General features: G+C 60.7%; 23 protein-coding genes. 16 read left to right on the top strand and 7 right to left on the bottom strand.

Annotated features, from left to right (window positions below; all coding sequences use genetic code 11):
- Positions 1–133: 133 nt before the first annotated feature.
- The gene (locus tag ACQ4WS_RS18065; protein ID WP_436478471.1) at positions 134–796 is read right to left on the bottom strand and encodes a TetR/AcrR family transcriptional regulator; all 663 of its coding nucleotides are present in this window, start codon (positions 794–796) and stop codon (positions 134–136) included.
- Positions 797–1,098: 302 nt separating this feature from the next.
- Between ACQ4WS_RS18065 and ACQ4WS_RS18070 the strand changes: the two genes are divergently transcribed.
- Together ACQ4WS_RS18070 and ACQ4WS_RS18075 are read left to right on the top strand one after the other, a co-directional pair.
- On the top strand, positions 1,099–2,220 hold the full coding sequence (locus tag ACQ4WS_RS18070) for a M14 family metallopeptidase (protein ID WP_436478473.1): 1,122 nt from the start codon (positions 1,099–1,101) through the stop codon (positions 2,218–2,220).
- Positions 2,221–2,232: 12 nt separating this feature from the next.
- Positions 2,233–2,697, top strand: a complete 465-nt coding sequence (locus ACQ4WS_RS18075) for a CYTH domain-containing protein (protein ID WP_436478475.1) — start codon at positions 2,233–2,235, stop codon at positions 2,695–2,697.
- Here ACQ4WS_RS18075 and ACQ4WS_RS18080 read toward each other — a convergent pair.
- The 6 genes from ACQ4WS_RS18080 to ACQ4WS_RS18105 form a co-directional block, all read right to left on the bottom strand.
- A complete protein-coding gene (locus ACQ4WS_RS18080; RefSeq protein ID WP_436478477.1) occupies positions 2,686–3,453 on the bottom strand; it encodes a CPBP family intramembrane glutamic endopeptidase in 768 nt (255 codons plus the stop codon). The genes ACQ4WS_RS18075 and ACQ4WS_RS18080 overlap by 12 nt on opposite strands.
- Positions 3,454–3,509: 56 nt before the next feature.
- Positions 3,510–4,763 carry a DUF2863 family protein gene (locus ACQ4WS_RS18085; protein WP_436478479.1) on the bottom strand — a complete coding sequence of 418 codons (1,254 nt, stop codon included), beginning with the start codon at positions 4,761–4,763 and terminating at the stop codon, positions 3,510–3,512.
- A 213-nt stretch (positions 4,764–4,976) separates the two neighbouring features.
- On the bottom strand, positions 4,977–7,697 hold the full coding sequence (acnA, locus tag ACQ4WS_RS18090) for an aconitate hydratase AcnA (protein ID WP_436478481.1): 2,721 nt from the start codon (positions 7,695–7,697) through the stop codon (positions 4,977–4,979).
- Between the two features lie 88 nt (positions 7,698–7,785).
- A complete protein-coding gene (locus ACQ4WS_RS18095) occupies positions 7,786–8,340 on the bottom strand; it encodes a hypothetical protein (RefSeq protein ID WP_436478483.1) in 555 nt (184 codons plus the stop codon).
- A gap of 13 nt (positions 8,341–8,353) precedes the next feature.
- Positions 8,354–9,352: an HpcH/HpaI aldolase/citrate lyase family protein gene (locus tag ACQ4WS_RS18100; RefSeq protein WP_436478485.1), complete on the bottom strand. Its 999-nt coding sequence runs from the start codon at positions 9,350–9,352 to the stop codon at positions 8,354–8,356.
- A gap of 124 nt (positions 9,353–9,476) precedes the next feature.
- Positions 9,477–10,466: a malate dehydrogenase gene (locus ACQ4WS_RS18105; protein WP_034789110.1), complete on the bottom strand. Its 990-nt coding sequence runs from the start codon at positions 10,464–10,466 to the stop codon at positions 9,477–9,479.
- Between the two features lie 304 nt (positions 10,467–10,770).
- Between ACQ4WS_RS18105 and ACQ4WS_RS18110 the strand changes: the two genes are divergently transcribed.
- The 14 genes from ACQ4WS_RS18110 (at position 10,771) to lpdA (ending at position 25,821) form a co-directional block, all read left to right on the top strand.
- Complete coding sequence (locus ACQ4WS_RS18110; RefSeq protein WP_436478486.1) at positions 10,771–11,679, top strand: GntR family transcriptional regulator; 909 nt, start codon at positions 10,771–10,773, stop codon at positions 11,677–11,679.
- Positions 11,680–11,985: 306 nt separating this feature from the next.
- A complete protein-coding gene (gene sdhC / locus ACQ4WS_RS18115) occupies positions 11,986–12,408 on the top strand; it encodes a succinate dehydrogenase, cytochrome b556 subunit (RefSeq protein ID WP_034752080.1) in 423 nt (140 codons plus the stop codon).
- Between the two features lie 2 nt (positions 12,409–12,410).
- Complete coding sequence (sdhD, locus tag ACQ4WS_RS18120; protein WP_071076254.1) at positions 12,411–12,776, top strand: succinate dehydrogenase, hydrophobic membrane anchor protein; 366 nt, start codon at positions 12,411–12,413, stop codon at positions 12,774–12,776.
- Positions 12,777–12,778: 2 nt separating this feature from the next.
- Positions 12,779–14,560 carry a succinate dehydrogenase flavoprotein subunit gene (gene sdhA / locus ACQ4WS_RS18125; RefSeq protein WP_436478487.1) on the top strand — a complete coding sequence of 594 codons (1,782 nt, stop codon included), beginning with the start codon at positions 12,779–12,781 and terminating at the stop codon, positions 14,558–14,560.
- 9 nt (positions 14,561–14,569) lie between these two features.
- On the top strand, positions 14,570–15,280 hold the full coding sequence (locus ACQ4WS_RS18130) for a succinate dehydrogenase iron-sulfur subunit (protein ID WP_034752075.1): 711 nt from the start codon (positions 14,570–14,572) through the stop codon (positions 15,278–15,280).
- A 115-nt stretch (positions 15,281–15,395) separates the two neighbouring features.
- Positions 15,396–15,677: an FAD assembly factor SdhE gene (locus ACQ4WS_RS18135; RefSeq protein ID WP_034752073.1), complete on the top strand. Its 282-nt coding sequence runs from the start codon at positions 15,396–15,398 to the stop codon at positions 15,675–15,677.
- Positions 15,678–15,798: 121 nt separating this feature from the next.
- Complete coding sequence (gltA, locus tag ACQ4WS_RS18140) at positions 15,799–17,100, top strand: citrate synthase (RefSeq protein ID WP_071076256.1); 1,302 nt, start codon at positions 15,799–15,801, stop codon at positions 17,098–17,100.
- Positions 17,101–17,198: 98 nt separating this feature from the next.
- Positions 17,199–17,540, top strand: a complete 342-nt coding sequence (locus ACQ4WS_RS18145; protein ID WP_436478488.1) for a winged helix-turn-helix transcriptional regulator — start codon at positions 17,199–17,201, stop codon at positions 17,538–17,540.
- A 215-nt stretch (positions 17,541–17,755) separates the two neighbouring features.
- Entirely contained in the window at positions 17,756–18,298 is a 543-nt protein-coding gene (locus tag ACQ4WS_RS18150; protein WP_436478489.1) for an NAD(P)H-dependent oxidoreductase, read from the top strand.
- A 208-nt stretch (positions 18,299–18,506) separates the two neighbouring features.
- Positions 18,507–19,481, top strand: a complete 975-nt coding sequence (locus ACQ4WS_RS18155; RefSeq protein ID WP_436478490.1) for a LysR family transcriptional regulator — start codon at positions 18,507–18,509, stop codon at positions 19,479–19,481.
- A 257-nt stretch (positions 19,482–19,738) separates the two neighbouring features.
- A complete protein-coding gene (locus tag ACQ4WS_RS18160; RefSeq protein ID WP_436478491.1) occupies positions 19,739–22,591 on the top strand; it encodes a 2-oxoglutarate dehydrogenase E1 component in 2,853 nt (950 codons plus the stop codon).
- Positions 22,592–22,678: 87 nt separating this feature from the next.
- On the top strand, positions 22,679–23,935 hold the full coding sequence (gene odhB / locus ACQ4WS_RS18165; RefSeq protein ID WP_436478492.1) for a 2-oxoglutarate dehydrogenase complex dihydrolipoyllysine-residue succinyltransferase: 1,257 nt from the start codon (positions 22,679–22,681) through the stop codon (positions 23,933–23,935).
- Positions 23,936–24,029: 94 nt separating this feature from the next.
- A complete protein-coding gene (locus ACQ4WS_RS18170; protein WP_436478493.1) occupies positions 24,030–24,401 on the top strand; it encodes a PspC domain-containing protein in 372 nt (123 codons plus the stop codon).
- Complete coding sequence (gene lpdA / locus ACQ4WS_RS18175; RefSeq protein WP_436478494.1) at positions 24,391–25,821, top strand: dihydrolipoyl dehydrogenase; 1,431 nt, start codon at positions 24,391–24,393, stop codon at positions 25,819–25,821. Before ACQ4WS_RS18170 ends, lpdA begins: the two co-directional genes overlap by 11 nt.
- The last annotated feature ends 20 nt before the right edge of the window (positions 25,822–25,841 follow it).

Consider the following 25,841-nt stretch of genomic DNA (forward strand, 5'->3'; position numbering starts at 1 on the left):
TTCGCTGCTGGACACCCAGCAGCGCTTCCAGCTTGTGAAATGAACCGCCGTATGCGGAACCGCACGTACGGTGGTGTGAGAGGGCGGCTGAGGTAACTCAGCCCCCTACTCGATTCGGTTTCGAATGGTGTTGTCAGGCGCCCGGCGCAAAGCGCAGGCGGATGCCTGCCGTGACGACGGCCAGCAAGTCGTCGATATGCGCGTGCATTTCCGGCTGCGGCGTCCATGGGTCGCCCGCATCCATGACGATGCGCAGCGACACGAGGCCGTGCAGCGATTGCCAGAAGATTTGCGTCATCGTGTGCAGCGCCAGCTCATCCTGGCGCACCTGGCCCGCCTGTGCCAGTTCGCCGAACAGGTGCAGCGCGTAGGCGTATGGGTCTTGCTCGATATTGCCGTGTTCCACTGCGACGGCGTCGATTTCCGCATGCGGACGCAGCTCCATGAAGATCAGCGAATACTCGTCGGGATGCTGGAAGCCGTATTCGATGTAGGCGCGGCCGGCCAGCGCGATGCGCTGCCACGGATCGTCGCTGGTGGCGCAGGCCGTGCGCATGGCGCGCACCAGCTCCAGCAAGTCCTTGTCCATGGCCTGGGCGATCAGGGTGGCCTTGTCGCGGAACAGGGCGTACACGACGGTGGTGGAAAAGCCGGCCGCCTCGGCCACCTTGCGGATGGAGACGGCGCGCGCGCCGCCTTTCTTGATGAGCTCTTTGACGACGTCGATGATGTGCTCGCGCCGCGCCTGAGCCTCGCGTAACTTTCTTTCCTGGATATTAGTTAACTTCTTGTCCACGACTCTTTCCTGGCGACTCTATGAAAGCAGGAATTATAGGGGGGCGGCCGGGCGCCAATGTGTCAGCGGCTGTTACAAATCAGTTTTTTGTCCGGCAGAAGCAACAGCTGACCGATTTTTCGCGCTTTTGCCCGGCACTTTTCCATCGATGCCACGCATTGGTGCATAAATCGCCGGGCCAGGCTTTGCGAACGGGGCCAAAGGGCGGAAAATAGCGGGATAGCTTACACTGCGTTTTTTAGCGCAACGGCGCTAGCCCACGAGGCAACGCCGGAACACTTACATTCGGACGGGATCACTACATGACCATTAAAATCAGCCAGAACTTCGACTCGGGCGCCATCGACGTGGTGAGCGCCACCAGTGCCGGCGCCATCGACCTGAACTTGCGCAAGGATAGCCACGCCGACATCCACCAGTGGTTCCATTTCCGCCTGCAGGGCGCGCGCGACCAGGCATGCACGCTGCGCATCCTGAACGCGGGCCAGGCCACCTATCCGGCCGGCTATGAAGATTACCAGGCCGTGGCCAGCTACGACAGCGAAAACTGGTTCCGCGTGCCGACCTCGTTCGATGGCCAGGTCATGACGATTTCGCACACGCCGGAACTCGACAGCGTGTACTACGCCTACTTCGAGCCGTATTCGTGGGAACGCCATCTGCGCCTGCTGGGCGAAGTGGCCGAGCACCCGCTGGCGCGCGTGTCCGACCTGGGCAGCACGGTCGATGGCCGCGACATGAACATGGTGACCATCGGCAACCCGCAGGCGGAAAAGAAAATCTGGGTCATCGCGCGCCAGCATCCGGGCGAATCGATGGCCGAATGGTTCGTCGAAGGTCTGATCGATTCCCTGCTGGACGACGCCAACCCGATCGCGCGCAAACTGCTGCAGCGCGCCGTGTTCCACATCGTGCCGAACATGAATCCGGACGGCTCCATCCGCGGCAACTTGCGCACGAATGCGGCAGGCGCCAACCTGAACCGCGAATGGATGACGCCATCGCTGGAGTCCAGCCCGGAAGTGCTGTGCGTGAAAAACAAGATCCACGAAACGGGCGTCGACATGTTCTTCGACATCCACGGCGATGAAGCGCTGCCGTACAACTTTGTGGCCGGCAATGAAATGCTGGAAAACTTTACGCCGGCGCAAGCGGCGCACCAGAAGGCTTTCATCGAGCGCTACAAGCAGGCCAGCCCCGACTTCCAGGACAAGTTCGGCTATGCGGCCAGCAAGTACAAGTCGGACATGCTGACCCTGGCGTCGAAATACATCGGCCACCACTTCGGTTGCCTGGCGCTGACCCTGGAAATGCCGTTCAAGGAAAACGCCGACTTGCCCGATCCGGCCGTAGGCTGGAACGGCGCGCGCAGCGCGGCGCTGGGCGCGGCCATGCTGCAGCCTATCCTGCTGTCGCTGGATTGAACGGCGTTGTTCATGGGTATCGAGATCGAGCGTAAATTTTTGCTTGCCGGCGACGCCTGGCGCGGCCTGGGCCAGCCGGTCCTGCTGCGCCAGGGCTATCTGTCGTCTGCGCGCGAGCGCGTGGTGCGCGTGCGCATCGAGGGTGAACAGGCGATGCTGACCATCAAGGGCGCGAACGTGGGCGCGACGCGCGGCGAGTGGGAGTATCCGATCCCGCTGGCCGACGCTGCCGAACTGCTGGACGGCCTGTGCGAACAGCCGCTGATCGAAAAGTATCGCCACCGCATCGAACACGCGGGCATGGTATGGGAAGTCGACGAGTTCCTAGGCGCCAATGCGGGCCTGGTGGTGGCCGAGATTGAACTGGCCTCGGAAGACCAGCCCTTCGATAAGCCCGACTGGATAGGCGCGGAAGTGTCGGGCGATGCGCGCTACTACAATGCGAACCTGATCCGCCACCCGTTTTCACAGTGGTGATGTTGGCCACAGGAACTGGAAAATCACGGCATTCATCGTCAGATTGAATGCCGCGTGCGCCGCCATTGCTGGCCAGAGCGAAGCATGGCGGCGCCGTAACCACGCGAACAGGCAGGCTGTCGCAAACATCAGCGCCACCCACACTGCCGCCGGGACCACATTCAGCGATACGTCGGTAGCCGTCACGCTCAAGCCATGATGGCACAGGTGTACCAGGCCGAACAGCCCTGCTTCCACGCAGGTGCTGCTGCGCACAGACAGTTTTTCCTCCAGTGCATTTTGCAGCACGCCCCGAAAAAATATTTCCTCACCGATAGGACTGAAGATGCAGGCCGGCACGGTGATCATCAGGTGCAGCATCCAGATGCTCAGCCCGGCCGTGGGCGCCGTGCGGCGAAAGCTGGTCGCTATGCTGACAAACCAGTTGTCCATCGTGGCGCCATACAGCAGCATGCCCAGCGTAAAGCACAGGAGTGCGGCTGCCACACCGCAGGTCAAGGCCAAGGCATAGGGCGCTTTGCCAGAGGGTACTTGCAGGCCGATGCTGCGCCGTCCGTACGGCGACAGTAATATCCATGGCAAGGCGGCCATCATGCTGAAGCTCAGTGGCAGCATCCAGAACAAACTCAAGGGCCCCAGCGTGCCCATGACGCGCATGGCGATGAATGCGCACGCCAGCAACAGTGCCAGCATGGGGAATGACAGCGCCTGCAATGCTGGTCGCAGGGGAGAGGGCGAGGCGGGGCTGGAGTGCATCGGCGGTCGGGGCGAAAAAAAGGCCGGAAGAAACTTCCGGCCCTATGCGGCATCAATTAATGAAAGTGTTCGGTACCCTGTGGCGTATCCTCGGGCATTTCCGCATGCGCCAGCTCACCGACCGGATCGGCAAACAAAGGGGCGCCGCAATCGTCGCAGTACTCACCGACAAAGCGTTCCGCGTGGCGCTTGATCTGCGTCACGCCGGCCGCGTTCAGGTGCTCGATGATTTCATCAACGGGCGTCTTTTGCTTGTCCAGCGCGGCGATGCCGACCTGGATCAGGCCTTCGATCGGCGTGCCATCCTCGTCTTCCTGGCCATATAAAGGCCAGACGATGCCGTAGATGACGTCCGGCGCCTGGCGCAGGGTGAAGGCGATGCGGTATTCGTCCACCTGGCCATCGGCCGCTTCTTCGCCGAAACCGGCGATGACGGCGCGCAGTTCCGACGGCTCGATGGCCAGCGTGTGCGTCAGGTAGTGCACGGCGGCGCGCACGGAGACGGGACGGATCAGCTTGTCCGCCTCGCGGCAGGCCACGTAATACGCTTCCGGCAGCAGCAACTCCAGGCCGCAGCCGGGCAGCAGGCGGGTGATCGTTGGCGTCGCCTGCTCGCGCCATTGTTCCAGGGCGGCGCTGCGCTCGGCGATGAAGTCGAGCTGGTTCGACGGCGTCTGCCAGCGGAACAGCGGCGCGCCAGCAGGGGCCACCACGGCCACCAGCAGGTAGCGCGTGTCGGCCAGGAAGGGCGCCGTTTCCGCCTCTTTGCTTGAGGGCTTGACGGCGGTGCCTTTCAGGGCGGCCAGTGCCAGCTTTTGTGTCTTGGCATAGGTCTCGACGTGGCTGCGCGGCAGCTGGTCGATCGAGTACAGGGTCGGCGCCATGGCCACCTTGGTGCCATCGGCCAGCAGGTGGGCGGCAAAATGCGCCGACAGCACACCGTGCGCATCGCCGGCCATGGGGCCGGAAGCGATGGAAAAGCGCGTCCACGCGAGGATGGGCACGGCGACCAGCAGCGCGTCGTAGCGCACTTCTTCATGCGTGATGACGGTCGATTCACTGACGGCTTCAACGCAGTCCATCAGCACGTCGTAGGCGTTCAAGTCTTCCTTGAACAGGCTGCCCAGGGTGTTGTCGATGGTGTCCTGGTGGCCGGTTTTGAGTAATTTCTGGAGCTGCGTATCCAGGCTGTGTTCCCAGGACCGCTCTTCGAGACGGCTGGCTGCCTGTACGATCGCCTGGGCAAAGGTGACCAGGCGCTGGCTGTCGGCAGTCAGTTTATGGGATGAATCTTTGGAAGGACGACGCATAGCGGGATAAGAGTCTCGGAAAGTGAAAAAAATGGATCAGGCTAACAATGATAAACCCTTATAACCGTATTGTAGAGGATTCAGCCGCACGCAATACGTAAGCTCTCCCCATATCATGCCAATAGTCGAAATTTCAAGGAAAAACGGGTGCCAGGGACGAAAAAAAGCGCCGGTCGAAGCCGGCGCTTTTATCTTACATCACAGCTGGGCTGATTACTCGGCCAGCAGTTGACGCAGCACGAATGGCAGGATACCGCCATGTTTGTAGTAATCGACTTCGATAGGCGTATCGATGCGCAGCAGCACTTTCACGTCGACGCTGCTGCCATCGGCGCGGTGGATCACCAGGGTGGCCAGTTGCTGTGGCTTGATTTCGCCTTCGAGGCCTTTCAGGTCGAAGGTTTCATTGCCGGTGATGCCCAGGGTTTGCACGCTGTCGTCGCCGATGAATTGCAGTGGCAGCACGCCCATGCCCACCAGGTTCGAGCGGTGGATGCGCTCGAACGAACGGGTGATCACGGCTTTTACGCCCAGCAGTTGCGTACCTTTTGCTGCCCAGTCGCGCGACGAGCCCGTACCGTACTCTTCGCCGCCGAAGACCATGGTTGGCGTGCCTTCAGCAACATATTTCATCGCTGCGTCGTAGATCGACATTTCTTCGCCGGAAGGCTGGTGTATCGTGATGCCGCCTTCGACTGCCGAACCATCTGCCTTGGCAGGGATCATGCGGTTTTTGATACGCACGTTGGCGAACGTGCCGCGCATCATGATTTCATGGTTGCCGCGACGCGAGCCGTAGGAGTTGAAGTCCGCTTTCAGGACGCCGTTTTCCTTCAGCCATTTGCCTGCAGGACCGTTTTCCTGGATCGAGCCGGCTGGCGAGATGTGGTCGGTGGTGATGGAATCGCCGAACACGCCCAGTGCGCGCGCGCCTTCGATGCCGGTGGCCACTGCCGCTGGCGTCATCGAGAAGTTGTCGAAGAACGGTGGTTCCGCGATGTAGGTCGATTTCGGCCAGTTGTAGACTTGACCGGAGACGGTCGTGACTTTTTCCCACAGCTTGCCGGGTGCGCCCTTGACGTCGGCGTAGTTGTCCTTGAACACCTTGGCGTTCATGGCGAACTTCATCATGGCCGAGACTTCAGCCGAGGTCGGCCAGATGTCGCCCAGGTAGACGTCCTTGCCGCCCTTGCCCTTGCCGACAGGTTCCGTCATCAGGTCGCGCGTCATGTTGCCGGCGATGGCGTAGGCGACGACCAGCGGTGGCGAAGCGAGGAAGTTCGAGCGGATGTTCGGGTGAATACGCGCTTCGAAGTTACGGTTGCCCGACAGTACGGCCGAGGCGACGATGTCGTGCGTGGCGATGGCTGCGTTCAGCTCAGGCGTCAGGTCGCCCGCATTGCCGATACAGGTGGTGCAGCCGTAGGCGGTCACGCCGAAGCCCAGTTTTTCCAGATACGGCAGCAGGCCGGCAGCGGTCAGGTACTCGGTCACGACGCGCGAGCCGGGAGCCAGCGAGGTCTTGATATGTGGTGCCACTTTCAGGCCGGCTTCCACGGCTTTCTTGGCCAGCAGGCCGGCAGCCAGCATCACGCTCGGGTTCGAGGTGTTGGTGCACGAGGTGATCGCGGCGATCAGCACGTCGCCGTTCGACACTTTCACGCCATTCGTCGTTTCGTACACGGCGTTCAGGTCGGCTGGATTCTTGTTGAAGCCGTTTTCCGAGGTTGGCTTGGCGAACAGCTCGGCGAAGTTCGCCTTGACGTTGCCGATTTCGATACGGTCTTGCGGGCGTTTCGGGCCGGCCAGCGACGGAGCAACCGATGCCAGGTCCAGTTCCACCACGCGGGTGTAGTCGATGTCGCCGGCCTTTGGCACGCCGAACAGGTTCTGCGCCTTGAAGTAGCCTTCGAACGCGGCGATTTCAGCTTTGCTGCGGCCGGTGCCCTTGAAGTAATCGATGGTTGCTTCGTCGACTGGGAAGAAGCCCATGGTCGCGCCGTATTCCGGTGCCATGTTGGCGATCGTCGCGCGGTCGGTCAGGGTCAAGGACTCGGTGCCTTCACCGAAGAACTCGACGAATTTGCCGACGACTTTCTCTTTGCGCAGCAGTTCGGTGATGGTCAGGACCAGATCGGTGGCGGTGCAGCCTTCGCGCAGTGCGCCCGACAGGTTCACGCCGATGACGTCTGGCGTCAGGAAGTAGACCGGCTGGCCCAGCATGCCGGCTTCCGCCTCGATGCCGCCCACGCCCCAGCCGACCACGCCGATGCCGTTGATCATGGTGGTGTGCGAGTCGGTGCCGACCAGGGTGTCAGGGTAGTACACGTCGCCGGCTTTCTTGCCTGCGTGGTGCACGCCGCGCGCCAGGTATTCCAGGTTGACCTGGTGGACGATGCCGAAGCCCGGTGGTACGACGCCGAAGGTGTCGAAGGCTTGCATGCCCCATTTCATGAACTGGTAACGCTCGTTGTTACGCGAGAATTCCAGTTTCATGTTCAGGTCCAGCGCTTTCTTTTCACGGTAGTGATCGATGGTGACCGAGTGGTCGACCACCAGGTCGACCGGTACCAGCGGTTCGATCTTCTTGGCGTTGATGCCCATCTTGGCGGCCACGTTGCGCATCGCTGCCAGGTCGGCCAGCAGAGGTACGCCGGTGAAGTCTTGCAGCACGACGCGCGCCACTACGAACGGGATCTCGTCGGTGCGCTCGGCGGTCGGGCCCCAGCTCGCCAATTGCTTGACGTGTTCTTCGGTGACTTTTTTGCCGTCGCAGTTGCGCAATACCGATTCGAGCACGATACGAATCGACACTGGCAGGCGGGAGACATTGATGCCCAGGCTTTTTTCCAGCGCAGGCAGGGAATACAGCTTGCCCTTCTTGCTATCCGAAATATTAAAGTCCTTGAGCGTGTTCAGAGTGTTGCGGGACATGACCTCTCCTTGTTGGGTATCGTCTATTTATTGATTATTCAAATTACAAAACATGACTGAGCCCCCGAAGAGGCCCTTGCTGCTCACATCAGCCGCCGGTCGCCGGCAGCACGCCCAGCGATGGCGCGGCTTCCACCATTGCTGCCGGCTTGGCTTGCTCTGCATCCTTGCATTCATTGGCCAGCTGGCGGCCCTGCTTGGAATCGAGCAGCATGCCTTTGGCCGGGATGCCGATCCAGACGAGACCATACAAACGGTTCTCGAAGCGGTTGGCGCCGGTGGTGGTGCCAACGCGGCTCAGGCGGTGCAGGCGCTTCTTCCAGCGCAGGGCGATGTGTTTGTCGTCAGTAGCATTGGTGTAGATGGTAATTTTATTACCAAGTTCGCAATTGAAATCGGTGGAGGCCGAGCCTGCGGTGTCCGGCTCATCGGATTCTTCCTTGTCGACCACCGACATGGCGAGCGGATGCGCTTCCTTGGCGGAAGCCTTGGCCTTGGTGGCCTTGGCTTTCGGCTTGGCCTTGACAGCCTTGGCTTTTGCCGGCTCCTTGGTATCCGTGGCGGCGAAGCTGGCTGGCGCCAGCGTGAGGGTCATGGCGCCCAGCGCGACGCTGCAGGCAATGGCTAATTTGGAGAGGGACATCGTGTAATTCCTGTCAGTTTTCAGTGGTGCTGGAAGAGGGGGTGTTGAGTAATGCCGCGGCCGCCTCGGGCAGGCCCAGGCCTGCCAGTTTGGCGCGTTGCAAAACGGTCCAATAATATCGGTAGCTGGCGCGGTCGTGCAAGCGGCCATTTTGCGCAATCGGTCCCCAGTTGGCGCGCAGCGCCTCATTCAGGATGTTGCTGGCCTCGTTGACTTCGGACAGGCGTGGCGTGAACGCCTTGATGATGGGCTTGATCTGGTCCGGGTGGATGCTCCACATGCGCGTGTAGCCGAACTCGGCTGTCGCGCGCTGGGCGTCATTCGCCACCACGGCCGAATCGCGCACGTCCGTCGTCACGTTATGCGATGGCACCTTGCCGTGCGCGTGGCAGGCGGCCGCCACTTCCAGCTTGGCGCGCACCACCAGCGGGTGCGTGAACTGGCCCGGCGTGCGCATGGCGGCGGCGGGAATGGCGCCGTAGTGGGCCGAGACGAAATCCATGATGCCGAAGGACAGGCATTCGACCTGAGGCAGGGCGGCGATGGCGTAGGCGTCGCGCAGCGCGCCATGCGTCTCGATCAGGATGTGCACGGGCAGGTTGTCGCGGCCTGCGCGGCGCGCGTGCAGGTTGATCAGGTCGATGGCCAGCATGGCATCCTGCACGCCGCCCACCTTGGGTACGGCGATGTAGGCCAGGCGGGACGCGGCGCTGCAGATGATTTCCACGTCGCGCGCGAAAAACGGGCTGTCGACGTCGTGCACGCGCACGCCGATGCGGTTGAACTGGTTCTCGTCGCTGGCCAGCAGGCCGGCGATCATGTGCGCGTGCGCCTCTTCATTGCCGGCGCTGGCGCCGTCTTCGCAGTCGAACGTGATATCGAACAGGGGGCCAAGCTCTTGTTGCAAAGCAATCGATTTACGCATCAGCTTTTCAGAGCCGGCGTAGTGGTCGCAAGCGGCGAGCAACAGCGGCTGGCGTTTGCCTTGGAATAAAACCTCGGAAGGGTGCATGCTTAAGGCATTTCTGCAGGTAAAAACTACTTGATAAACAGTCGGGCCGCGCAGGCCGCGCCGCGAATCTCGCGGGACGGCCTTCTTTGGCAGGCGGCGCATTGCCGCGCCGCCAAAACTGGACTTAGGCCAGCAGGTGTTTCACGCCTTCGCGCTCTTCGGTCAGCTCTTTCAGGGTCAGGTTGATGCGCTCTTGCGAGAATGCATCGATTTCCAGACCTTGAACGATGGTGTACTCACCGTTGTCGGTGGTGACAGGGAAGCCGAACACGGTGCCTTCAGGGATGCCATACGAGCCATCGGAAGGCACGCCCATGGTGGTCCACTTGCCGGCGGTGCCCAGCATCCAGTCATGGATGTGGTCGATGGCGGCGTTCGCTGCCGATGCTGCCGACGACAGGCCGCGCGCTTCGATGATGGCGGCGCCGCGCTTGCCGACGGTTGGCAGGAAGGTGTTGGCGTTCCATTCCTGGTCGTTGATCAGGTCTTTCACGGCCTTGCCGTTCACGGTGGCGAAACGGTAGTCCGCGTACATGGTGGGCGAGTGGTTGCCCCAGACGGTCAGCTTCTCGATGTCTTTCACGGCGGTGCCGGTCTTGGCAGCGACTTGCGACAGCGCGCGGTTGTGGTCCAGGCGCAGCATGGCGGTGAAGTTTTTCGCTGGCAGCGACGGTGCCGATTTCATGGCGATGTAGGCGTTGGTGTTGGCCGGGTTGCCGACCACCAGCACTTTGACATTGCGCGAAGCGACGGCGTCGAGCGCCTTGCCTTGCACCGTGAAGATCTGGGCGTTCGCTTCCAGCAGGTCCTTGCGTTCCATGCCTGGGCCGCGTGGACGCGCGCCAACCAGTACGGCCACGTCAACATCCTTGAATGCGGTCAGCGGATCGGAGTGGGCGGTCATTTCCGTCAGCAGCGGGAAGGCGCAGTCGTCGATTTCCATCATCACGCCCTTGAGCGCTTTCTGGGCTTTTTCGTCCGGGATTTCAAGCAGTTGCAAGATGACAGGCTGGTCTTTGCCGAGCATGTCGCCATTGGCGATGCGGAACAACAGGGCGTAGCCGATCTGGCCGGCGGCGCCGGTCACTGCAACACGCATTGGGGTTTTAGCCATGATGAATCTCCAAAGTGGGAAAGAAAACGGGCTTGAAGCTGGGCTTACGCTTATCCGGAAAAACTATAATGATACCAAAACCGGCCCGCGCCACCGAATTGCTGGTGTACGCTGCCGTCACGCTTGTGCTGTACGAGGCCAGAGTGGCTGGCCGACAACATAAAACGCTGGCTCACAAGTTTTATCGAGGGCAGTTTAGGCCTCCGATCTGTATCTGTCAATCATATCTTATGTCTTATATAAGACAGATAACTACGAGTCTTTTACTGGACGCGGGCAGTGATTTGTGTTGAAATGTCGGACTATGAATTCCGCCTCGTCCAATCTGACCAACAATGCCACTGCTGCAAGCGGGGCGGTCAGTCCGACCGCGGGCGCCCCGGCTACGCCCGTTGCCGCAGTGGCTAGCGCCGCGGTCATGCCGGCGGCCAACGCCAATACCACTGCAGCGACCAGCGCGCCGGCCATGGCCGTCAGCACGCCTGTCGTCACGGCATCGCCCACCTTCAGTCCCCTGTACCAGCAGATCAAGGCGCTCATCACGCAGAGCCTGCAATCGGGTGAATGGAAGCCGGGCGAACTGATTCCCAGCGAAGTCGAGCTGGCAGGGCGCTTCAAGGTCAGCCAGGGCACGGTGCGCAAGGCCATCGATGAACTGGCTGCCGAGAATCTCGTCATGCGCCGCCAGGGCAAGGGCACCTTCGTTTCCACCCACCATGAGGCGCGCGCGCATTTCCGCTTCCTGCGCCTGGTGCCGGACGAAGGCGTGCCGCATTATCCCGAAAGCAAGTTTATCGAAGTCAAGCGCGTGCGTGCGCCGGCCGACGTGGCGCGCCTGATGGACCTGAAGTCCGGCGACGCCGTCATCTTCATCAAGCGCGTGCAGTATTTCGACGGCGTGCCGACCATCGTCGAGGAGCTGTGGCTGCCCGGCCTGATCTTCAAAGGCCTGACGGCCGAGCGCCTGGTGGAATACAAGGGTCCCATGTATGGCCTGTTCGAAACGGAATTTGGCACGCGCATGATACGCGCGTCCGAGCAGATCCGCGCCGTCTGCGCCGATGCGGGCGCCGCGCAACTGTTGAATATCGACCTCGGCACGCCCTTGCTCAGTTCTGAGCGCGTGTCGTTTACCTACGGCGACAAGCCGGTCGAACTGCGCCGGGGCTTGTACCTGACCAGTCGCCATCATTATCAGAATGAACTCAGCTGAAGCGGCGGGGCGCCCTTGGGTGCCCGAACAAGCAGCAAGGCCGAAGTACATCGCTTGCAAGATGCCTGCCGCAAGGCGGGCAACGGAGACAACGGAAAGCGCAGCGACAGCATGGCCCGCCCCGGCGGGCCGTGTTTTGCCGGTGATTCTGTAATTAAATTACGTGAACTACGGAAAGTAGCGCGGTATTTTGTAGTAAAAAACCATTTTGGTTATATGTAACAATAGATATTGGTATGGGTTGCGAAAATCGGCGAAAATCGCGGCTTCAATATTTAGTTGAAATTCAAAGGGGAGGTTTTTGTTATGTCTGAAGCCGTAAGAGAAGTACCAAAAAAAGAACGGCCGCAATTCCGTAACATTCATGTTACCGAATTGTCGAACTACCGCATGGCTGTCGGCGCCATCGTCTCGATCCTGCATCGCATCAGCGGTTTCATCATTTTCGCCTTGCTGCCATGTATCCTGTACATGCTGGAACTGAGCCTGCGTTCCGAAATGTCCTATGCCTACTTCCAGGGCATCGCCTCGCACTGGTTCGTCAAGCTGATCACCCTGGGTCTGGTCTGGGCTTTCCTGCACCACTTCTGCGCCGGTATCCGCCACCTGTTCATGGATGTGCACGTTGCCATCGAGAAAGATTCGGCACGCAAGACCGCGTCGTCCGTGCTGGTCGTGAGCCTGGTGTTGACGGCCCTGGTCGCTTTGAAACTGTTTGGAGTATTTTAAACATGGCAGACAATAATATCGGACCGAAGCGCCTCGTCGTCGGTGCCCACTACGGCTTGCGCGATTGGCTGGCGCAACGCGTTACCGCCATCGTCATGGTGGCCTATGTTGCCATCCTGCTTATTTCTTTCCTGACCGGCAGCAACTTCAGCTATGAAGGCTGGGCTGGTCTGTTCGCACAGCAGTGGTTTAAATTGTTCAGCCTGGTGACTTTCGTCGCCCTGTTCTACCACGCATGGGTCGGCGTACGCGACATCTGGATGGACTACGTGAAAAGCGCTGGCCTCCGTTTGACGCTGCAAATTGCCACCATGCTGTGGTTGATCGCTTGTGCCGCTTGGACGGTACAGATACTCTGGAGTGTGTAATCGTGGCAGCATATAAATCCGCAATCCCTACCCGCCGCTTTGATGCGGTAATCGTTGGCGCCGGCGGTTCCGGCATGCGCGCGTCGTTGCAACTGGCTGAAGCCGGCCTGAACGTCGCAGTTCTGTCGAAGGTATTCCCGACCCGCTCGCACACCGTGGCGGCGCAGGGTGGTATCGGCGCGTCGCTCGGCAACATGGCCGAAGACAACTGGTTCTGGCACATGTTCGACACCGTCAAGGGTGGCGACTATCTGGGCGACCAGGATGCCATCGAATTCATGTGCCGCGAAGCGCCGAAGGTCGTGTACGAACTGGAACACTTCGGCATGCCATTCGACCGCAACCCTGACGGCACCATCTATCAGCGTCCATTCGGCGGCCACACGGCCCACTTCGGCGAAAAGCCGGTGCAGCGCGCTTGCGCGGCAGCCGACCGTACCGGTCACGCCCTGTTGCACACCCTGTACCAGCGCAACGTGCGTGCGCGTACGCACTTCTTCGTCGAATGGATGGCAATCGACCTGATCCGTGACGCCGAAGGCGACGTGGTCGGTGTTGTTGCGCTGGAAATGGAAACCGGCGAATGCATGATCCTGGAAGCAAAAACGACGGTCATGGCAACGGGCGGCGCAGGCCGCATCTTCGCCGCGTCGACGAATGCCTTCATCAACACGGGCGACGGCATGGGCATGGCGGCACGCGCCGGCTTGCCGCTGCAAGACATGGAATTCTGGCAGTTCCACCCGACCGGCGTGGCCGGCGCGGGCGTCTTGATCACCGAAGGCGTGCGTGGCGAAGGCGGCATCCTGATCAATAGCGAAGGCGAACGCTTCATGGAGCGCTATGCGCCTACCCTGAAGGATCTGGCGCCGCGCGACTTCGTGTCGCGCTCGATGGACCAGGAAATCAAGGAAGGCCGCGGCTGCGGTCCGAACAAGGACCACGTGATGCTGGACCTGCGCCATATCGGTGCCGACACCATCGCCAAGCGCCTGCCGTCGATTCTGGAAATCGGCCACAAGTTCGCCAACGTCGATGCCACCAAGGAACCGATTCCTGTCGTGCCGACGATTCACTACCAGATGGGCGGCATTCCAACGAACATCCACGGCCAGGTCGTCACCCCGACCGGTCCGGATAATTCGGCGAAAGTCGTCAACGGCCTGTACGCGATCGGCGAATGCGCCTGCGTGTCCGTGCACGGCGCCAACCGCCTGGGCACGAACTCGCTGCTCGACCTGGTGGTCTTCGGCCGCGCGGCCGGTAACCACATCGTGGGCAGCGGCCTGAAAGCCAAGGAAAACAAGCCTTTGCCAGCCGATGCGGCCGATTTTGCCATGGGCCGCCTGGCGCGCCTGGAAAACTCGACCGGTACGGAAACCGTGCAGGGCGTGGCGAACGACATCCGCGCAACGATGCAGAAGTACTGCGGCGTGTTCCGTACCGACGAGATGCTGAACAAGGGCGTCGAAGAAATCATGAAGCTCGACGAGCGCCGCAAGCACGTCTCCTTCAAGGATAAATCGATGGTCTTCAACACGGCCCGCGTGGAAGCGCTGGAACTGGACAACCTGATCGAAACGGCGAAAGCGACCATCGTTTCGGCAGCAGCCCGCAAGGAATCGCGCGGCGCCCACGCCCAGGATGACTATCCGCTGCGTGACGACGACAACTGGATGAAGCACACTCTGTGGTATTCGGAAGGCAACCGACTGGAATACAAGCCAGTCGTGACCAAGCCGCTGACGGTTGATACCTTCAAACCGAAACCACGTACTTTCTAAGGCTATACCATGGCACGCACTCTTAAATTCAAAATCTACCGCTACGATCCTGACCAGGATGCCAAGCCGTACATGCAAGACCTGACGGTCGAACTGAAAGACACCGACAAGATGCTGCTCGATGCGCTGCAGCGTATCAAGGCGGACGTCGATGACTCGCTGGCCCTGCGCCGCTCGTGCCGCGAAGGCGTGTGCGGTTCGGACGCGATGAACATCAACGGCAAGAACGGCCTGGCATGCACCACCAACCTGAACGAACTGAGCGAGCCTATCGTGCTGCGTCCGTTGCCAGGTTTGCCGGTCATCCGCGACCTGATCGTCGACATGACGCAATTTTTCAAGCAGTACGATTCGATCAAGCCTTTCCTGATCAACGATTCGATCCCGCCTGAAAAAGAGCGCCTGCAGTCGCCGGAACAGCGCGAAGAACTCGATGGCCTGTACGAGTGCATCCTGTGCGCATGCTGCTCCACGTCGTGCCCGTCGTTCTGGTGGAATCCGGACAAATTCGTCGGCCCGGCCGGCCTGCTGCAAGCCTACCGCTTCATCGCCGATTCGCGCGACGAAGCCACCGGCGCGCGTCTGGACAACCTGGAAGACCCGTACCGCCTGTTCCGCTGCCATTCGATCATGAACTGCGTCGACGTCTGCCCGAAAGGGTTGAACCCGAACAAGGCGATCGGCAAGATCAAGGAATTGATGGTCCGCCGCGCGATCTGATCCTCCTGAACGCGTCCGCCGGGCGCCGTTTGCGGGAAGAGGGTATCCTCTCGCCTGCAGGCGGCGCCTGCATAGCAGCACCGTGCCGCAAGGCACACGTAAAGTGGTAAACCAAATGACAGAATCAATTTTGTCCTCGCATCAGGCCGACCCGGCAAACCGCGCCCGCCTGCGCTGGCGTTCACGCCGTGGCCTGCTGGAAAACGACATTATCCTGACCCGTTTTCTCGATGCGTATGAAACCGAATTGACCGATGAAGAAGTTGACGCGCTGACGCGTTTGCTGGATTTATCGGACAATGCGTTAATGGATCTGGTACTGGCCCGTAAAGAGCCGGAAGGCGAAGTCGATCTGCCGCATGTGCGCGCACTGCTGCAACGACTGCGCATTGCCTAGACGCCTGGGCGATATATTGCAAACGGTGCGAGTGGCGCGCTGTAGCACTGCCGAGTGCGGTGCGAATTGCAGCCAGAATTTTTGATTTTAATTTCGACTCACTCCCGAGAAGGAAGAGCCCATGAATATCTCTGACACAAAAGCTACCCTGTCGTTCTCCGATGGCAGCCCATCGCTTGAATTTCCAATCTACAAAGGCACGGTTGGCCCGGACGTCATCGACATCCGCAAACTGTACGCCGGTAGCGGCAAGTTCACCTACGACCCAGGCTTTATGTCGACGGCCGCCTGCAACTCGTCGATCACCTACATCGACGGCGACAAGGGCGAGCTGCTGTACCGTGGTTACCCGATCGAACAGTTGGCCGTCAACGCCGACTTCATGGAATCGTGCTACCTGCTGCTGAACGGCGAACTGCCGAACGCGGCGCAAAAAGCCAAGTTCGTCGACACCGTCACCAAGCACACGATGGTGCACGAACAGATGCAATTCTTCTTCCGTGGCTTCCGCCGCGACGCGCATCCGATGTCGGTCCTGGTGGGCACCGTCGGCGCGCTGGCATCGTTCTACCATGACTCGCTGGACATCAACGACCCGCATCACCGCGAAGTATCGGCCATCCGCCTGATCGCCAAGATGCCAACCCTGGTCGCCATGACCTACAAGTACTCGGTCGGCCAGCCGTTCGTGTACCCACGCAACGACCTGTCGTACAGCGCCAACTTCATGCACATGATGTTCGCCAATCCGTGCGAAGAGTACAAGGTCAACGACGTGCTGGTGCGCGCTCTGGACCGTATCCTGATCCTGCATGCGGACCACGAGCAAAACGCATCGACATCGACCGTCCGTCTGGCCGGTTCGTCGGGCGCCAACCCGTTCGCCTGTATCGCTGCCGGTATCGCCTGCCTGTGGGGCCCTGCCCACGGCGGCGCCAACGAGGCGGCACTCAATATGCTGAAAGAAATCGGCACCGTCGAGAACATCCCTGCCTTCATCGAGCAAGTCAAGGACAAGAACTCCGGCGTCAAGCTGATGGGCTTTGGCCACCGCGTGTACAAGAACTTCGATCCACGCGCCAAGCTGATGCGTGAAACCTGCTACGAAGTGCTGCAAGAACTGGGTCTGCAAGACGACCCGCTGTTCAAGCTGGCGATGGAACTGGAAAAGATTGCACTGAACGACGACTACTTCGTTTCGCGCAAACTGTACCCGAACGTCGACTTCTACTCGGGCATCGTGCAATCGGCGCTGGGCATCCCGGTATCGCTGTTCACCGGTATCTTCGCCATGGCCCGTACGATCGGCTGGATCGCCCAGTGGAACGAAATGATCGCCGATCCGGAACAGAAAATTGGCCGTCCGCGCCAGCTGTTCGTCGGTTCGACCACGCGCGAAGTACTGCCACTGGACAAGCGTTAATCCAGAGCGGTATCGCGCAAACAAAAAACGGGCTTCGGCCCGTTTTTTTACGCCATGCTGTTATGCTCGGAGCCTGGTTCAACAGCAAGCACAACGCGATGAATGAAGAAACCTGCGCCCCCGGCGGCGTGGCCCTGGGCGACACGGCATTTGGCTACACCTTGTCGCTGATCGGCGGCAAGTACAAGATGCTGATCCTGTATGCGCTGGCGGAAAACACCGTGCTGCGGCATAACGAACTCAAGCGCCATCTCGGTGGCATCGCCTTCAAGACCCTCAGTGTCGTCCTGAAGGAACTGGAAGCCGATGCGCTGATCATCCGCAAGGAATATGCGCAAGTGCCGCCCAAGGTCGAATATTCGCTTTCAGGCAAGGGCGCCTCGCTGATCCCCGTCCTGCATACCCTGTGCGAGTGGGGCGAACGGCACCAGCCAGTCTGATCCGAAAGTGCATGGCAAGGAGGCTTTCTGTGGTCGAGTAGCTTACTTTTAATATGGTATGGGTAGTCAATGTGCGTACTTGTGAAAAATACTCGTGATGGCTATGCTGTTTCTGCCTCTGGGGTCGCGGCCACGCGCCACGGGGCAGGGTACCGGCTTGCCTGCTTTTCTGTGCATGCGGGCCGGTGCATCCATCCCACTCTCAGGAATGCAGCATGAAGAAAACCCTCGTTATCGTCTTCCATCCCTCCATCGCCACCTCGGTGGCCAACAAGCGCTGGCTGCAGGAACTGGCGTGGTATCCCGACCGCTACACTATCCACGACGTGCAGCAGGCTTATCCTGATGGCAACATTGATGTGGCGCGTGAGCAGGCGCTGGTGGAGGCGCATGGCAATGTGGTGTTGCAGTTCCCTGTCTACTGGTTCAACTGCCCACCCTTGCTGAAGCGGTGGCTCGACGAGGTGCTTGCATATGGCTGGGCTTACGGTGCGGGCGGCGATGCCTTCAGGGGGAGGAAGGTGGCGCTGGCCGTCACGGCGGGCATACGCGAGGAAGACTTCACGCCGCAAGGCAGGTGGAACGTCACCCTGGCGCAGCTGCTGGCACCGTTCGATGTCACCCTGGCGTATATCGGCGCCGACAACCGCCGCTTCTTTGCCTTCTATGGTGCGGAAGACGGGCCGAAAGAAACTGGCTATGCCGAGCGGCTGGCGCGCAGCGCACAAGAGTATGCGCGCTTCCTGGCCGCCCTGTAGGGCGAGCTGTGTCGGCGCTTGCCGCTGGCAGCGATGGTGTGCGCTAACTGCGCCGCATCGCCCCGCAGCAACTTGGGTGTTGATACGGGTGGCGAGGGCGGCGCGTGCAAGCATATTGTTGGACGCTTTCGTCGCATATTGCCCTTTCGACCAGGCGCGAGAAATAGGGTAGATTGCAATAATCGAACGAATCAATGGAGAGTCGCAGATGGACCGCATCACCGCCGCACAAGTCTTCGTCGCCATCGCCGAGCGTGGCAGCATGGTGGCCGCCAGCGAGGCGCTCGATATGTCGCGCGCCATGGTGACGCGCTATCTGGCCGAAATGGAGCAGTGGGCGGGGGCGCGCCTGCTGCATCGCACCACGCGCCGTTTGAGCCTGACGGATGCGGGCGAGGCCACCCTGGCGCGCTGCCGGCAGATGCTGGAAGTGGCCGGCGCCATGGCCTTCACCTCGCCCGAGGGCCTCGACACGCCACACGGCTTGTTGCGCATCACCTGTTCGCAATCTCTGGCGCAGACAGCGCTCGCTGGCGCAGTAACCGCTTACCTGCGGCGCTATCCGCGCGCCGCCGTCGACCTGCAGATGGAGAACCGCGCCGTCAACCTGGTGGAGCAGCGCATCGACCTGGCGATCCGCATCACCAACGCGCTCGAACCGAACCTGATCGCGCGCCAGCTGGCCAGCTGCGCGTCGGTGGTGTGCGCCGCACCATCGTACCTGGCGGCGCACGGCACGCCGCGCCGGGCGGAAGACCTGGCCCTGCACAACTGCCTGACGTACACGTATTTCGGCAAGAGCCTGTGGCAGTTTACGCATGACGGGGAAGCGCTCACTGTCCCCGTCAGCGGCCGCCTGTCGGCGAATGAGTCGCTGGTCCTGCTGGTGGCGACGGTGGCGGGGGCGGGCATCGCCATGCAGCCGCGCTTTTCGGCCGCGCCGCTGATCGCCAGCGGCCAGCTGGTGGAGCTGCTGCCTGAATACGTGCCGCAGGATATGGGCATCTATGGCGTCTACACCTCGCGCCAGCACATGTCGCCCCTGCTGCGCACCATGCTCGACTTCCTGGTGGAGTGGTTTGCCGGCGATGCCGACTGGCTGGCAGCCATCGCCGCGCCAGCGTTGCCGGGCAGACCAGTTGCGCGCAAGCGGCACGCCGGCAGGGCCGCCGATGTGTTGTAAGCATAACAGTGACAGGCTTGCAAGCCCGGGAAAATCAACAACACAGCTTACATTTGCTTGCCAAATAAAATTCAACTTGCAGTTGTTGCGTTACAATACCGCGTGCTATTCTAAATGACGGTATGCAGAATGCTGGTGCAATAAAAAAGCCCTTCCCCACAACTTGATGTGCAATCCGCTAACCGGTCAGGCCGTGTCGCGGAAGGTTAGATTAACCCGCTAATTCCTCGCGAAGCGCGAAGAAAGGTGAGCAATATATGCAGCAATTAACGACCAACTCCTACCTGTTTGGTGGGAATGCTCCGTACGTGGAAGACCTGTACGAGGCCTATCTGAACAATCCAGGCTCGGTACCCGATAACTGGCGTTCCTACTTCGACGCGATGCAGCACGTGCCTGCCGTCGATGGCACCAACAAGCCTGACGTGGCGCATGCCTCCGTCGTCGCCTCGTTCGCCGAGCGCGCAAAAGCTGGTCCGATCCGCACAGTGACCGCTTCCTTCGATGCTGAAATGGGCCGCAAGCGCGTCGCCGCCACGCAGCTGATCGCCGCTTACCGTTACCTCGGTTCGCACTGGGCCAACCTGGATCCGCTGCAACGCCAGGAACGTCCGATGATCCCTGAACTTGAGCCGAGCTTCTACGGTTTCAGCGATGCGGACATGGATACCGTGTTCAACATCAGCAATACCTATTTTGGCCCCGAGACCGCCACCCTGCGCGATCTGCTGAACTATCTGCGCGATACCTACACGCGTTCGATCGGCGCCGAATTCATGTACATCTCCGACCCGGCCGAAAAGCGCTGGTTGCAAGAGAAACTGGAATCGATCCGCTCCACCCCGAATTTCACCCCAGAGAAAAAAATCCACATCCTCGACCGCCTGACCGCGGCTGAAGGCCTGGAACGCTATCTGCACACCCGTTACGTGGGCCAGAAGCGCTTCTCCCTGGAAGGCGGCGAAACCTTCATCGCCTCGATGGATGAAACCATCCAGCGCGCCGGCGAAAAAGGCGTGCAGGAAATCGTGATCGGCATGGCCCACCGCGGCCGCCTGAACGTGCTGGTCAACACCCTGGGCAAGGCGCCGCAGGAACTGTTCGAAGAATTCGAAGGCAAGCATGGCGACGACCTGCCTGCCGGCGACGTGAAGTACCATCAAGGCTTCTCGTCGGACATCTCCACCGCAGGCGGCCCGGTCCACCTGTCGCTGGCGTTCAACCCGTCGCACCTGGAAATCGTCAACCCTGTGGTCGAAGGTTCCGTCAAGGCCCGCATGGATCGCCGCGGCGACGCGCAGGGCGCGCAAGTGCTGCCTATCCTGGTGCACGGCGATGCCGCTTTCGCCGGCCAGGGCGTGGTCATGGAAACGCTGAATCTGGCGCAAACCCGTGGCTACCATACGGGCGGCACGGTGCATATCGTGATCAACAATCAGATCGGTTTCACCACCTCGGACCCGCGCGATGCCCGCTCGACCCTGTACTGCTCGGACGTCGTCAAGATGATCGAAGCACCGGTCCTGCACATCAACGCCGATGATCCGGAAGCCGTGGTACTGGCGACGCAGATCGCGCTCGACTACCGCATGGAATTCAAGAAGGACATCGTCCTCGACATCATCTGCTACCGTAAACTTGGCCACAACGAGCAAGATACGCCGGCACTGACGCAGCCACTGATGTACAAGAAGATCGGCCAGCATCCAGGCACCCGCAAGCTGTACGCGGACAAGCTGGTAGCGCAAGGCGTGATCCCTGCCGATGGCGGCGACAAGATGGTGGCCGCTTTCCGCGACGCCATGGACGCCGGCAAGCATACCGTCGATCCGGTCATCTCGAACTTCAAGAACAAGTACGCCGTCGACTGGCTGCCGTTCCTGAACAAGAAATGGACCGATTCGGCCGACACTGCCGTGCCGATGACCGAACTGAAACGCCTGGCCACCCGCATCACCACTGTGCCGGAAGACTTCAAGGTCCACTCGCTGGTGGAAAAAGTACTGGGCGACCGCGGCACCATGGGTCGTGGCGAAATGAACCTGGACTGGGGCATGGGCGAACACCTGGCCTACGCTTCGCTGGTATCGTCCGGCTACGCCATCCGCCTGACGGGCCAGGACGCCGGCCGCGGCACCTTCGTGCACCGCCACGCCGTCTTGCATGACCAGAACCGCGAGCGTTGGGATGCAGGTACCTACATTCCGCTGCAAAACGTCTCGGACAACCAGGCGCCGTTCACCGTCATCGACTCGGTGCTGTCCGAAGAAGCCGTACTGGCCTTCGAATACGGCTACTCGACCGCTGAACCGAACACCCTGACGATCTGGGAAGCCCAGTTCGGCGACTTCGCCAACGGCGCGCAAGTGGTGATTGACCAATTCATCAGCTCCGGCGAAGTGAAGTGGGGCCGCGCTTCGGGCCTGGTCATGATGCTGCCGCACGGTTACGAAGGCCAGGGTCCTGAGCACTCGTCCGCGCGTCCTGAGCGTTTCCTGCAGCTGTGCGCAGACAACAACATGCAAGTGGTGCAGCCGACGACGGCTTCGCAGATCTTCCATTTGCTGCGCCGCCAGATGGTGCGCCAGTTCCGCAAGCCGCTGGTCATCCTGACGCCGAAGTCGCTGTTGCGCAACAAGGATGCCGGTTCGCCGCTGACCGACCTGGCCAAGGGTGGTTTCCAGACCGTCATCGGCGAAGTCGACGACAAAATCGACGCCAAGAAAGTCAAGCGCGTGGTCGCCTGCTCGGGCAAGGTCTATTACGACCTGGTCAACGCACGCAAGACCCGTGGCCAGACCGACACGGCCATCGTGCGCCTGGAACAGCTGTATCCGTTCCCGCACAAGTCGTTCGCTGCTGAACTGAAGAAGTTCCCGAACCTGGTCGAAGTCGTCTGGACGCAGGACGAGCCGCAAAACCAGGGCGCCTGGTTCCAGATCCAGCACAACATCTTCGAAGGCCTGGAATCGGGTCAACGTCTGGCCTACGCCGGCCGTCCTGCTTCGGCGTCGCCTGCTGTCGGTTACTATGACAAGCACTACGCCCAGCAAAAAGATCTGCTGGAAACGGCATTCTCGAAGCTGAAGGGTTTTATCCTGACCAAGTAAGTGGCAGGAGCTCGCATACATCATGACGGAGCGCCGCCCTTGCTACGCAGGGGCGGCGCCGCAATAACAAAATAAACGGAGTTTTACATGGCACAAATCGAAGTCAAAGTTCCCCAGTTGTCGGAATCGGTTGCAGAAGCGACCCTGCTCGCATGGCACAAGAAAGTCGGCGAGCCAGTCGCGCGCGACGAAAACATGATCGATATCGAAACCGATAAAGTAGTGCTGGAACTGCCGGCACCTGCCGCTGGCGTGATCGTGCAAATCATCAAGGCTGACGGCGCCACCGTCGTCGCCGGCGAAGTCATCGCCATCATCGACACCGACGGTTCGGCCAAGGTCAGCCCGATGGAAGTGTCCGCTGTTCCTGCGCCAGCCCTGGCGGCCGCTGCGCAAGACACCGCTAACGCTACGGCGCCTGCCGCTGCGACCAAAGGCGATGTCGCCATGCCTGCCGCTGCCAAGATACTGTCCGAAAAAGGTCTGTCCGCTGGCGACGTCGCCGGTTCCGGCAAAGATGGCCGCGTGACCAAGGGCGACGCCCTGGCTGCTTCCGCCAAGCCAGCTGTCGCGCCACTGGCGCCAGCCGCTGCCAAGCCAGCGCTGCAACAAGTTGCCACGCCGTCGGCCGCCAGCCTGGGTGACCGCCCTGAAGAGCGCGTGCCGATGAGCCGCCTGCGCGCACGTATCGCCGAGCGCCTGCTGCAATCGCAATCGACGAACGCCATCCTGACCACGTTCAATGAAGTGAACATGCAGCCGGTCATCGATCTGCGCAACAAGTACAAGGACAAGTTCGAGAAAGAGCACGGCGTCAAGCTGGGCTTCATGTCCTTCTTCGTCAAGGCAGCCGTCGCCGCCCTGAAAAAGTACCCGATCATCAATGCCTCCGTTGATGGCAACGACATCGTCTACCACGGCTACTTCGACATCGGCATCGCTGTCGGTTCGCCACGCGGCCTGGTCGTGCCTATCATCCGCAACGCGGACCAGCTGTCGATCGCCGACATCGAGAAAAAAATCGGTGAATTCGGCGCCAAAGCCAAGGAAGGCAAGCTGACCCTGGACGACCTGACGGGCGGCACGTTCTCGATCTCGAACGGCGGTACCTTCGGCTCCATGCTGTCGACCCCGATCATCAACCCGCCGCAATCGGCCATCCTGGGCGTGCATGCGACCAAGGACCGCGCTGTCGTGGAAAACGGCCAGATCGTGGTGCGTCCGATGAACTACCTGGCCATGTCCTACGACCACCGCATCATCGACGGCCGCGAAGCCGTCCTGGGCCTGGTGGCGATGAAAGAAGCGCTGGAAGATCCTGCACGCCTGCTGCTGGACCTGTAAGCACCGTAGTCCCCCGGCGTTGCCGCCGGGGCAATGTAGCTGATACCCCTTGCCAGAAGACGCAGCTGGCTGATCTCAATGAAAGAGGATTCCCATGAACATCTCTGAAGAAATCAAGCGTCTGCACGAGTTGCACCTGGCGGGCGCCCTGAGCGACGCGGAATTCGCGCAAGCGAAAGCCAAGCTCCTGAGCAATATCAACCTGGACAAATCGGACAGTCCATCCGACTCCGGCCCGGCGAACGACCTGGTGCAGGAATTCAGCCGCCTGCGCCGTTCGCGCAACGACCGCTGGCTCGGTGGCGTGTGTGGCGGCCTGGGCCGCGCTTCCGGCATGGAAGCGTGGATCTGGCGCCTCGTCTTCGTCCTGTTTACATTGACCTTCGGCTTCGGCGTGGTGATTTACCTTCTATTGTGGATTTTCGTACCAGACGAAGAGATTGGAATAACAAAACATGAGTACTAAACAATTTGACGTAGTTGTCATCGGTGCGGGCCCTGGCGGCTACATCGCCGCCATCCGCGCAGCGCAGCTGGGCTTTTCCGTCGCTTGCGTCGACGAGTGGTCGAATGCCAAGGGCGGCGCCGCGCCTGGCGGTACCTGCACCAACGTCGGCTGCATCCCGTCGAAAGCACTGCTGCAATCGTCCGAGCATTTCGAACACGCGGGCCACAGCTTCGCCGAGCACGGTATCGACGTCGCCGGCCTGAAGCTGAACCTGGGCCAGATGCTCAAGCGCAAAGACACCGTCGTCAAGCAAAACAACGACGGCATCCTGTACCTGTTCAAGAAGAACAAGATCGCCTTCTTCCACGGCCGCGCCGCTTTCGCTGCTGCCGCCGCTGGCGCGTATGAGATCAGCGTGACGGGCGAAGCCAACGAAACCTTGACGGCCAAGCACGTGGTCATCGCCACGGGTTCGAACGCACGCGAACTGCCGGGCGCACCTTTCGACGAGAAACTGATCCTGTCGAACACGGGCGCACTGGCCATCGACGCCGTACCAGCCAAGCTGGGCGTCATCGGTGCCGGCGTGATCGGTCTGGAAATGGGCAGCGTCTGGCGCCGTCTGGGTTCCGACGTCACCGTGCTGGAAGGCCTGCCGGTCTTCCTGGGCGCCGTCGACGAGCAGATCGCCAAGGAAGCGTCGAAGCTGTTCACCAAGCAAGGCTTGAAGATCAACCTCGGTTGCAAGATCGGTGCGATCACGCCAGGCAAGAAAGACGTCACCGTGGAATACGTGGACGCCAAGGGCGAAGCGCAAAAAGCCGTGTTCGACAAACTGATCATTTCGATCGGCCGTACGCCGAACACGAATGGCCTGGGTGCCGATAAAGTCGGCCTGCAGCTGGACGAACGCGGCTTCATCGCCGTCGACGGCGACTGCAAGACCAACCTGCCGAACGTGTGGGCAGTGGGCGACGTCGTGCGCGGCCCGATGCTGGCGCACAAGGCGGAAGAAGAAGGCGTTGCCGTGGCCGAGCGTATCGCTGGCCAGCACGGTCACACCAACTTCAACACGATTCCCTGGGTGATCTACACCTCGCCGGAAATCGCGTGGGTCGGCAAGACCGAGCAAACCCTGAAGGCCGAAGGCATCGCCTACAAGGCAGGCACCTTCCCGTTCATGGCCAACGGCCGTGCGCGCGCGCTGGGCGACACTTCGGGCATGGTGAAATTCCTGGCCGATGCGACGACCGATGAAATCCTCGGCGTGCATATCGTCGGCCCTATGGCGTCCGAACTGATTTCCGAAGCCGTCGTGGCGATGGAATTCAAGGCCTCGGCCGAAGACATCGCGCGCATCTGCCACGCTCACCCATCCCTGTCGGAAGCGACCAAGGAAGCGGCACTGGCTGTTGACAAGCGCACGTTGAACTTTTAATTGTAGTTAGTCCTACAGGG

It is taken from the genome of Janthinobacterium leeuwenhoeki (assembly GCF_051380795.1).
Taxonomy (GTDB): domain Bacteria; phylum Pseudomonadota; class Gammaproteobacteria; order Burkholderiales; family Burkholderiaceae_D; genus Janthinobacterium.

What these genes read in the sequence shown, in the direction of transcription:
- ACQ4WS_RS18070 (WP_436478473.1), top strand. Translation starts at nt 1,099, where the DNA reads ATGACCATTAAAATCAGCCAGAACTTCGACTCGGGCGCCATCGACGTG.
- ACQ4WS_RS18075 (WP_436478475.1), top strand. Translation starts at nt 2,233, where the DNA reads ATGGGTATCGAGATCGAGCGTAAATTTTTGCTTGCCGGCGACGCCTGG.
- ACQ4WS_RS18080 (WP_436478477.1), bottom strand. Translation starts at nt 3,453, where the DNA reads ATGCACTCCAGCCCCGCCTCGCCCTCTCCCCTGCGACCAGCATTGCAG.
- ACQ4WS_RS18085 (WP_436478479.1), bottom strand. Translation starts at nt 4,763, where the DNA reads ATGCGTCGTCCTTCCAAAGATTCATCCCATAAACTGACTGCCGACAGC.
- acnA (WP_436478481.1), bottom strand. Translation starts at nt 7,697, where the DNA reads ATGTCCCGCAACACTCTGAACACGCTCAAGGACTTTAATATTTCGGAT.
- ACQ4WS_RS18095 (WP_436478483.1), bottom strand. Translation starts at nt 8,340, where the DNA reads ATGTCCCTCTCCAAATTAGCCATTGCCTGCAGCGTCGCGCTGGGCGCC.
- ACQ4WS_RS18100 (WP_436478485.1), bottom strand. Translation starts at nt 9,352, where the DNA reads ATGCACCCTTCCGAGGTTTTATTCCAAGGCAAACGCCAGCCGCTGTTG.
- ACQ4WS_RS18105 (WP_034789110.1), bottom strand. Translation starts at nt 10,466, where the DNA reads ATGGCTAAAACCCCAATGCGTGTTGCAGTGACCGGCGCCGCCGGCCAG.
- ACQ4WS_RS18110 (WP_436478486.1), top strand. Translation starts at nt 10,771, where the DNA reads ATGAATTCCGCCTCGTCCAATCTGACCAACAATGCCACTGCTGCAAGC.
- sdhC (WP_034752080.1), top strand. Translation starts at nt 11,986, where the DNA reads ATGTCTGAAGCCGTAAGAGAAGTACCAAAAAAAGAACGGCCGCAATTC.
- sdhD (WP_071076254.1), top strand. Translation starts at nt 12,411, where the DNA reads ATGGCAGACAATAATATCGGACCGAAGCGCCTCGTCGTCGGTGCCCAC.
- ACQ4WS_RS18130 (WP_034752075.1), top strand. Translation starts at nt 14,570, where the DNA reads ATGGCACGCACTCTTAAATTCAAAATCTACCGCTACGATCCTGACCAG.
- ACQ4WS_RS18135 (WP_034752073.1), top strand. Translation starts at nt 15,396, where the DNA reads ATGACAGAATCAATTTTGTCCTCGCATCAGGCCGACCCGGCAAACCGC.
- gltA (WP_071076256.1), top strand. Translation starts at nt 15,799, where the DNA reads ATGAATATCTCTGACACAAAAGCTACCCTGTCGTTCTCCGATGGCAGC.
- ACQ4WS_RS18145 (WP_436478488.1), top strand. Translation starts at nt 17,199, where the DNA reads ATGAATGAAGAAACCTGCGCCCCCGGCGGCGTGGCCCTGGGCGACACG.
- ACQ4WS_RS18150 (WP_436478489.1), top strand. Translation starts at nt 17,756, where the DNA reads ATGAAGAAAACCCTCGTTATCGTCTTCCATCCCTCCATCGCCACCTCG.
- ACQ4WS_RS18155 (WP_436478490.1), top strand. Translation starts at nt 18,507, where the DNA reads ATGGACCGCATCACCGCCGCACAAGTCTTCGTCGCCATCGCCGAGCGT.
- ACQ4WS_RS18160 (WP_436478491.1), top strand. Translation starts at nt 19,739, where the DNA reads ATGCAGCAATTAACGACCAACTCCTACCTGTTTGGTGGGAATGCTCCG.
- odhB (WP_436478492.1), top strand. Translation starts at nt 22,679, where the DNA reads ATGGCACAAATCGAAGTCAAAGTTCCCCAGTTGTCGGAATCGGTTGCA.
- ACQ4WS_RS18170 (WP_436478493.1), top strand. Translation starts at nt 24,030, where the DNA reads ATGAACATCTCTGAAGAAATCAAGCGTCTGCACGAGTTGCACCTGGCG.
- lpdA (WP_436478494.1), top strand. Translation starts at nt 24,391, where the DNA reads ATGAGTACTAAACAATTTGACGTAGTTGTCATCGGTGCGGGCCCTGGC.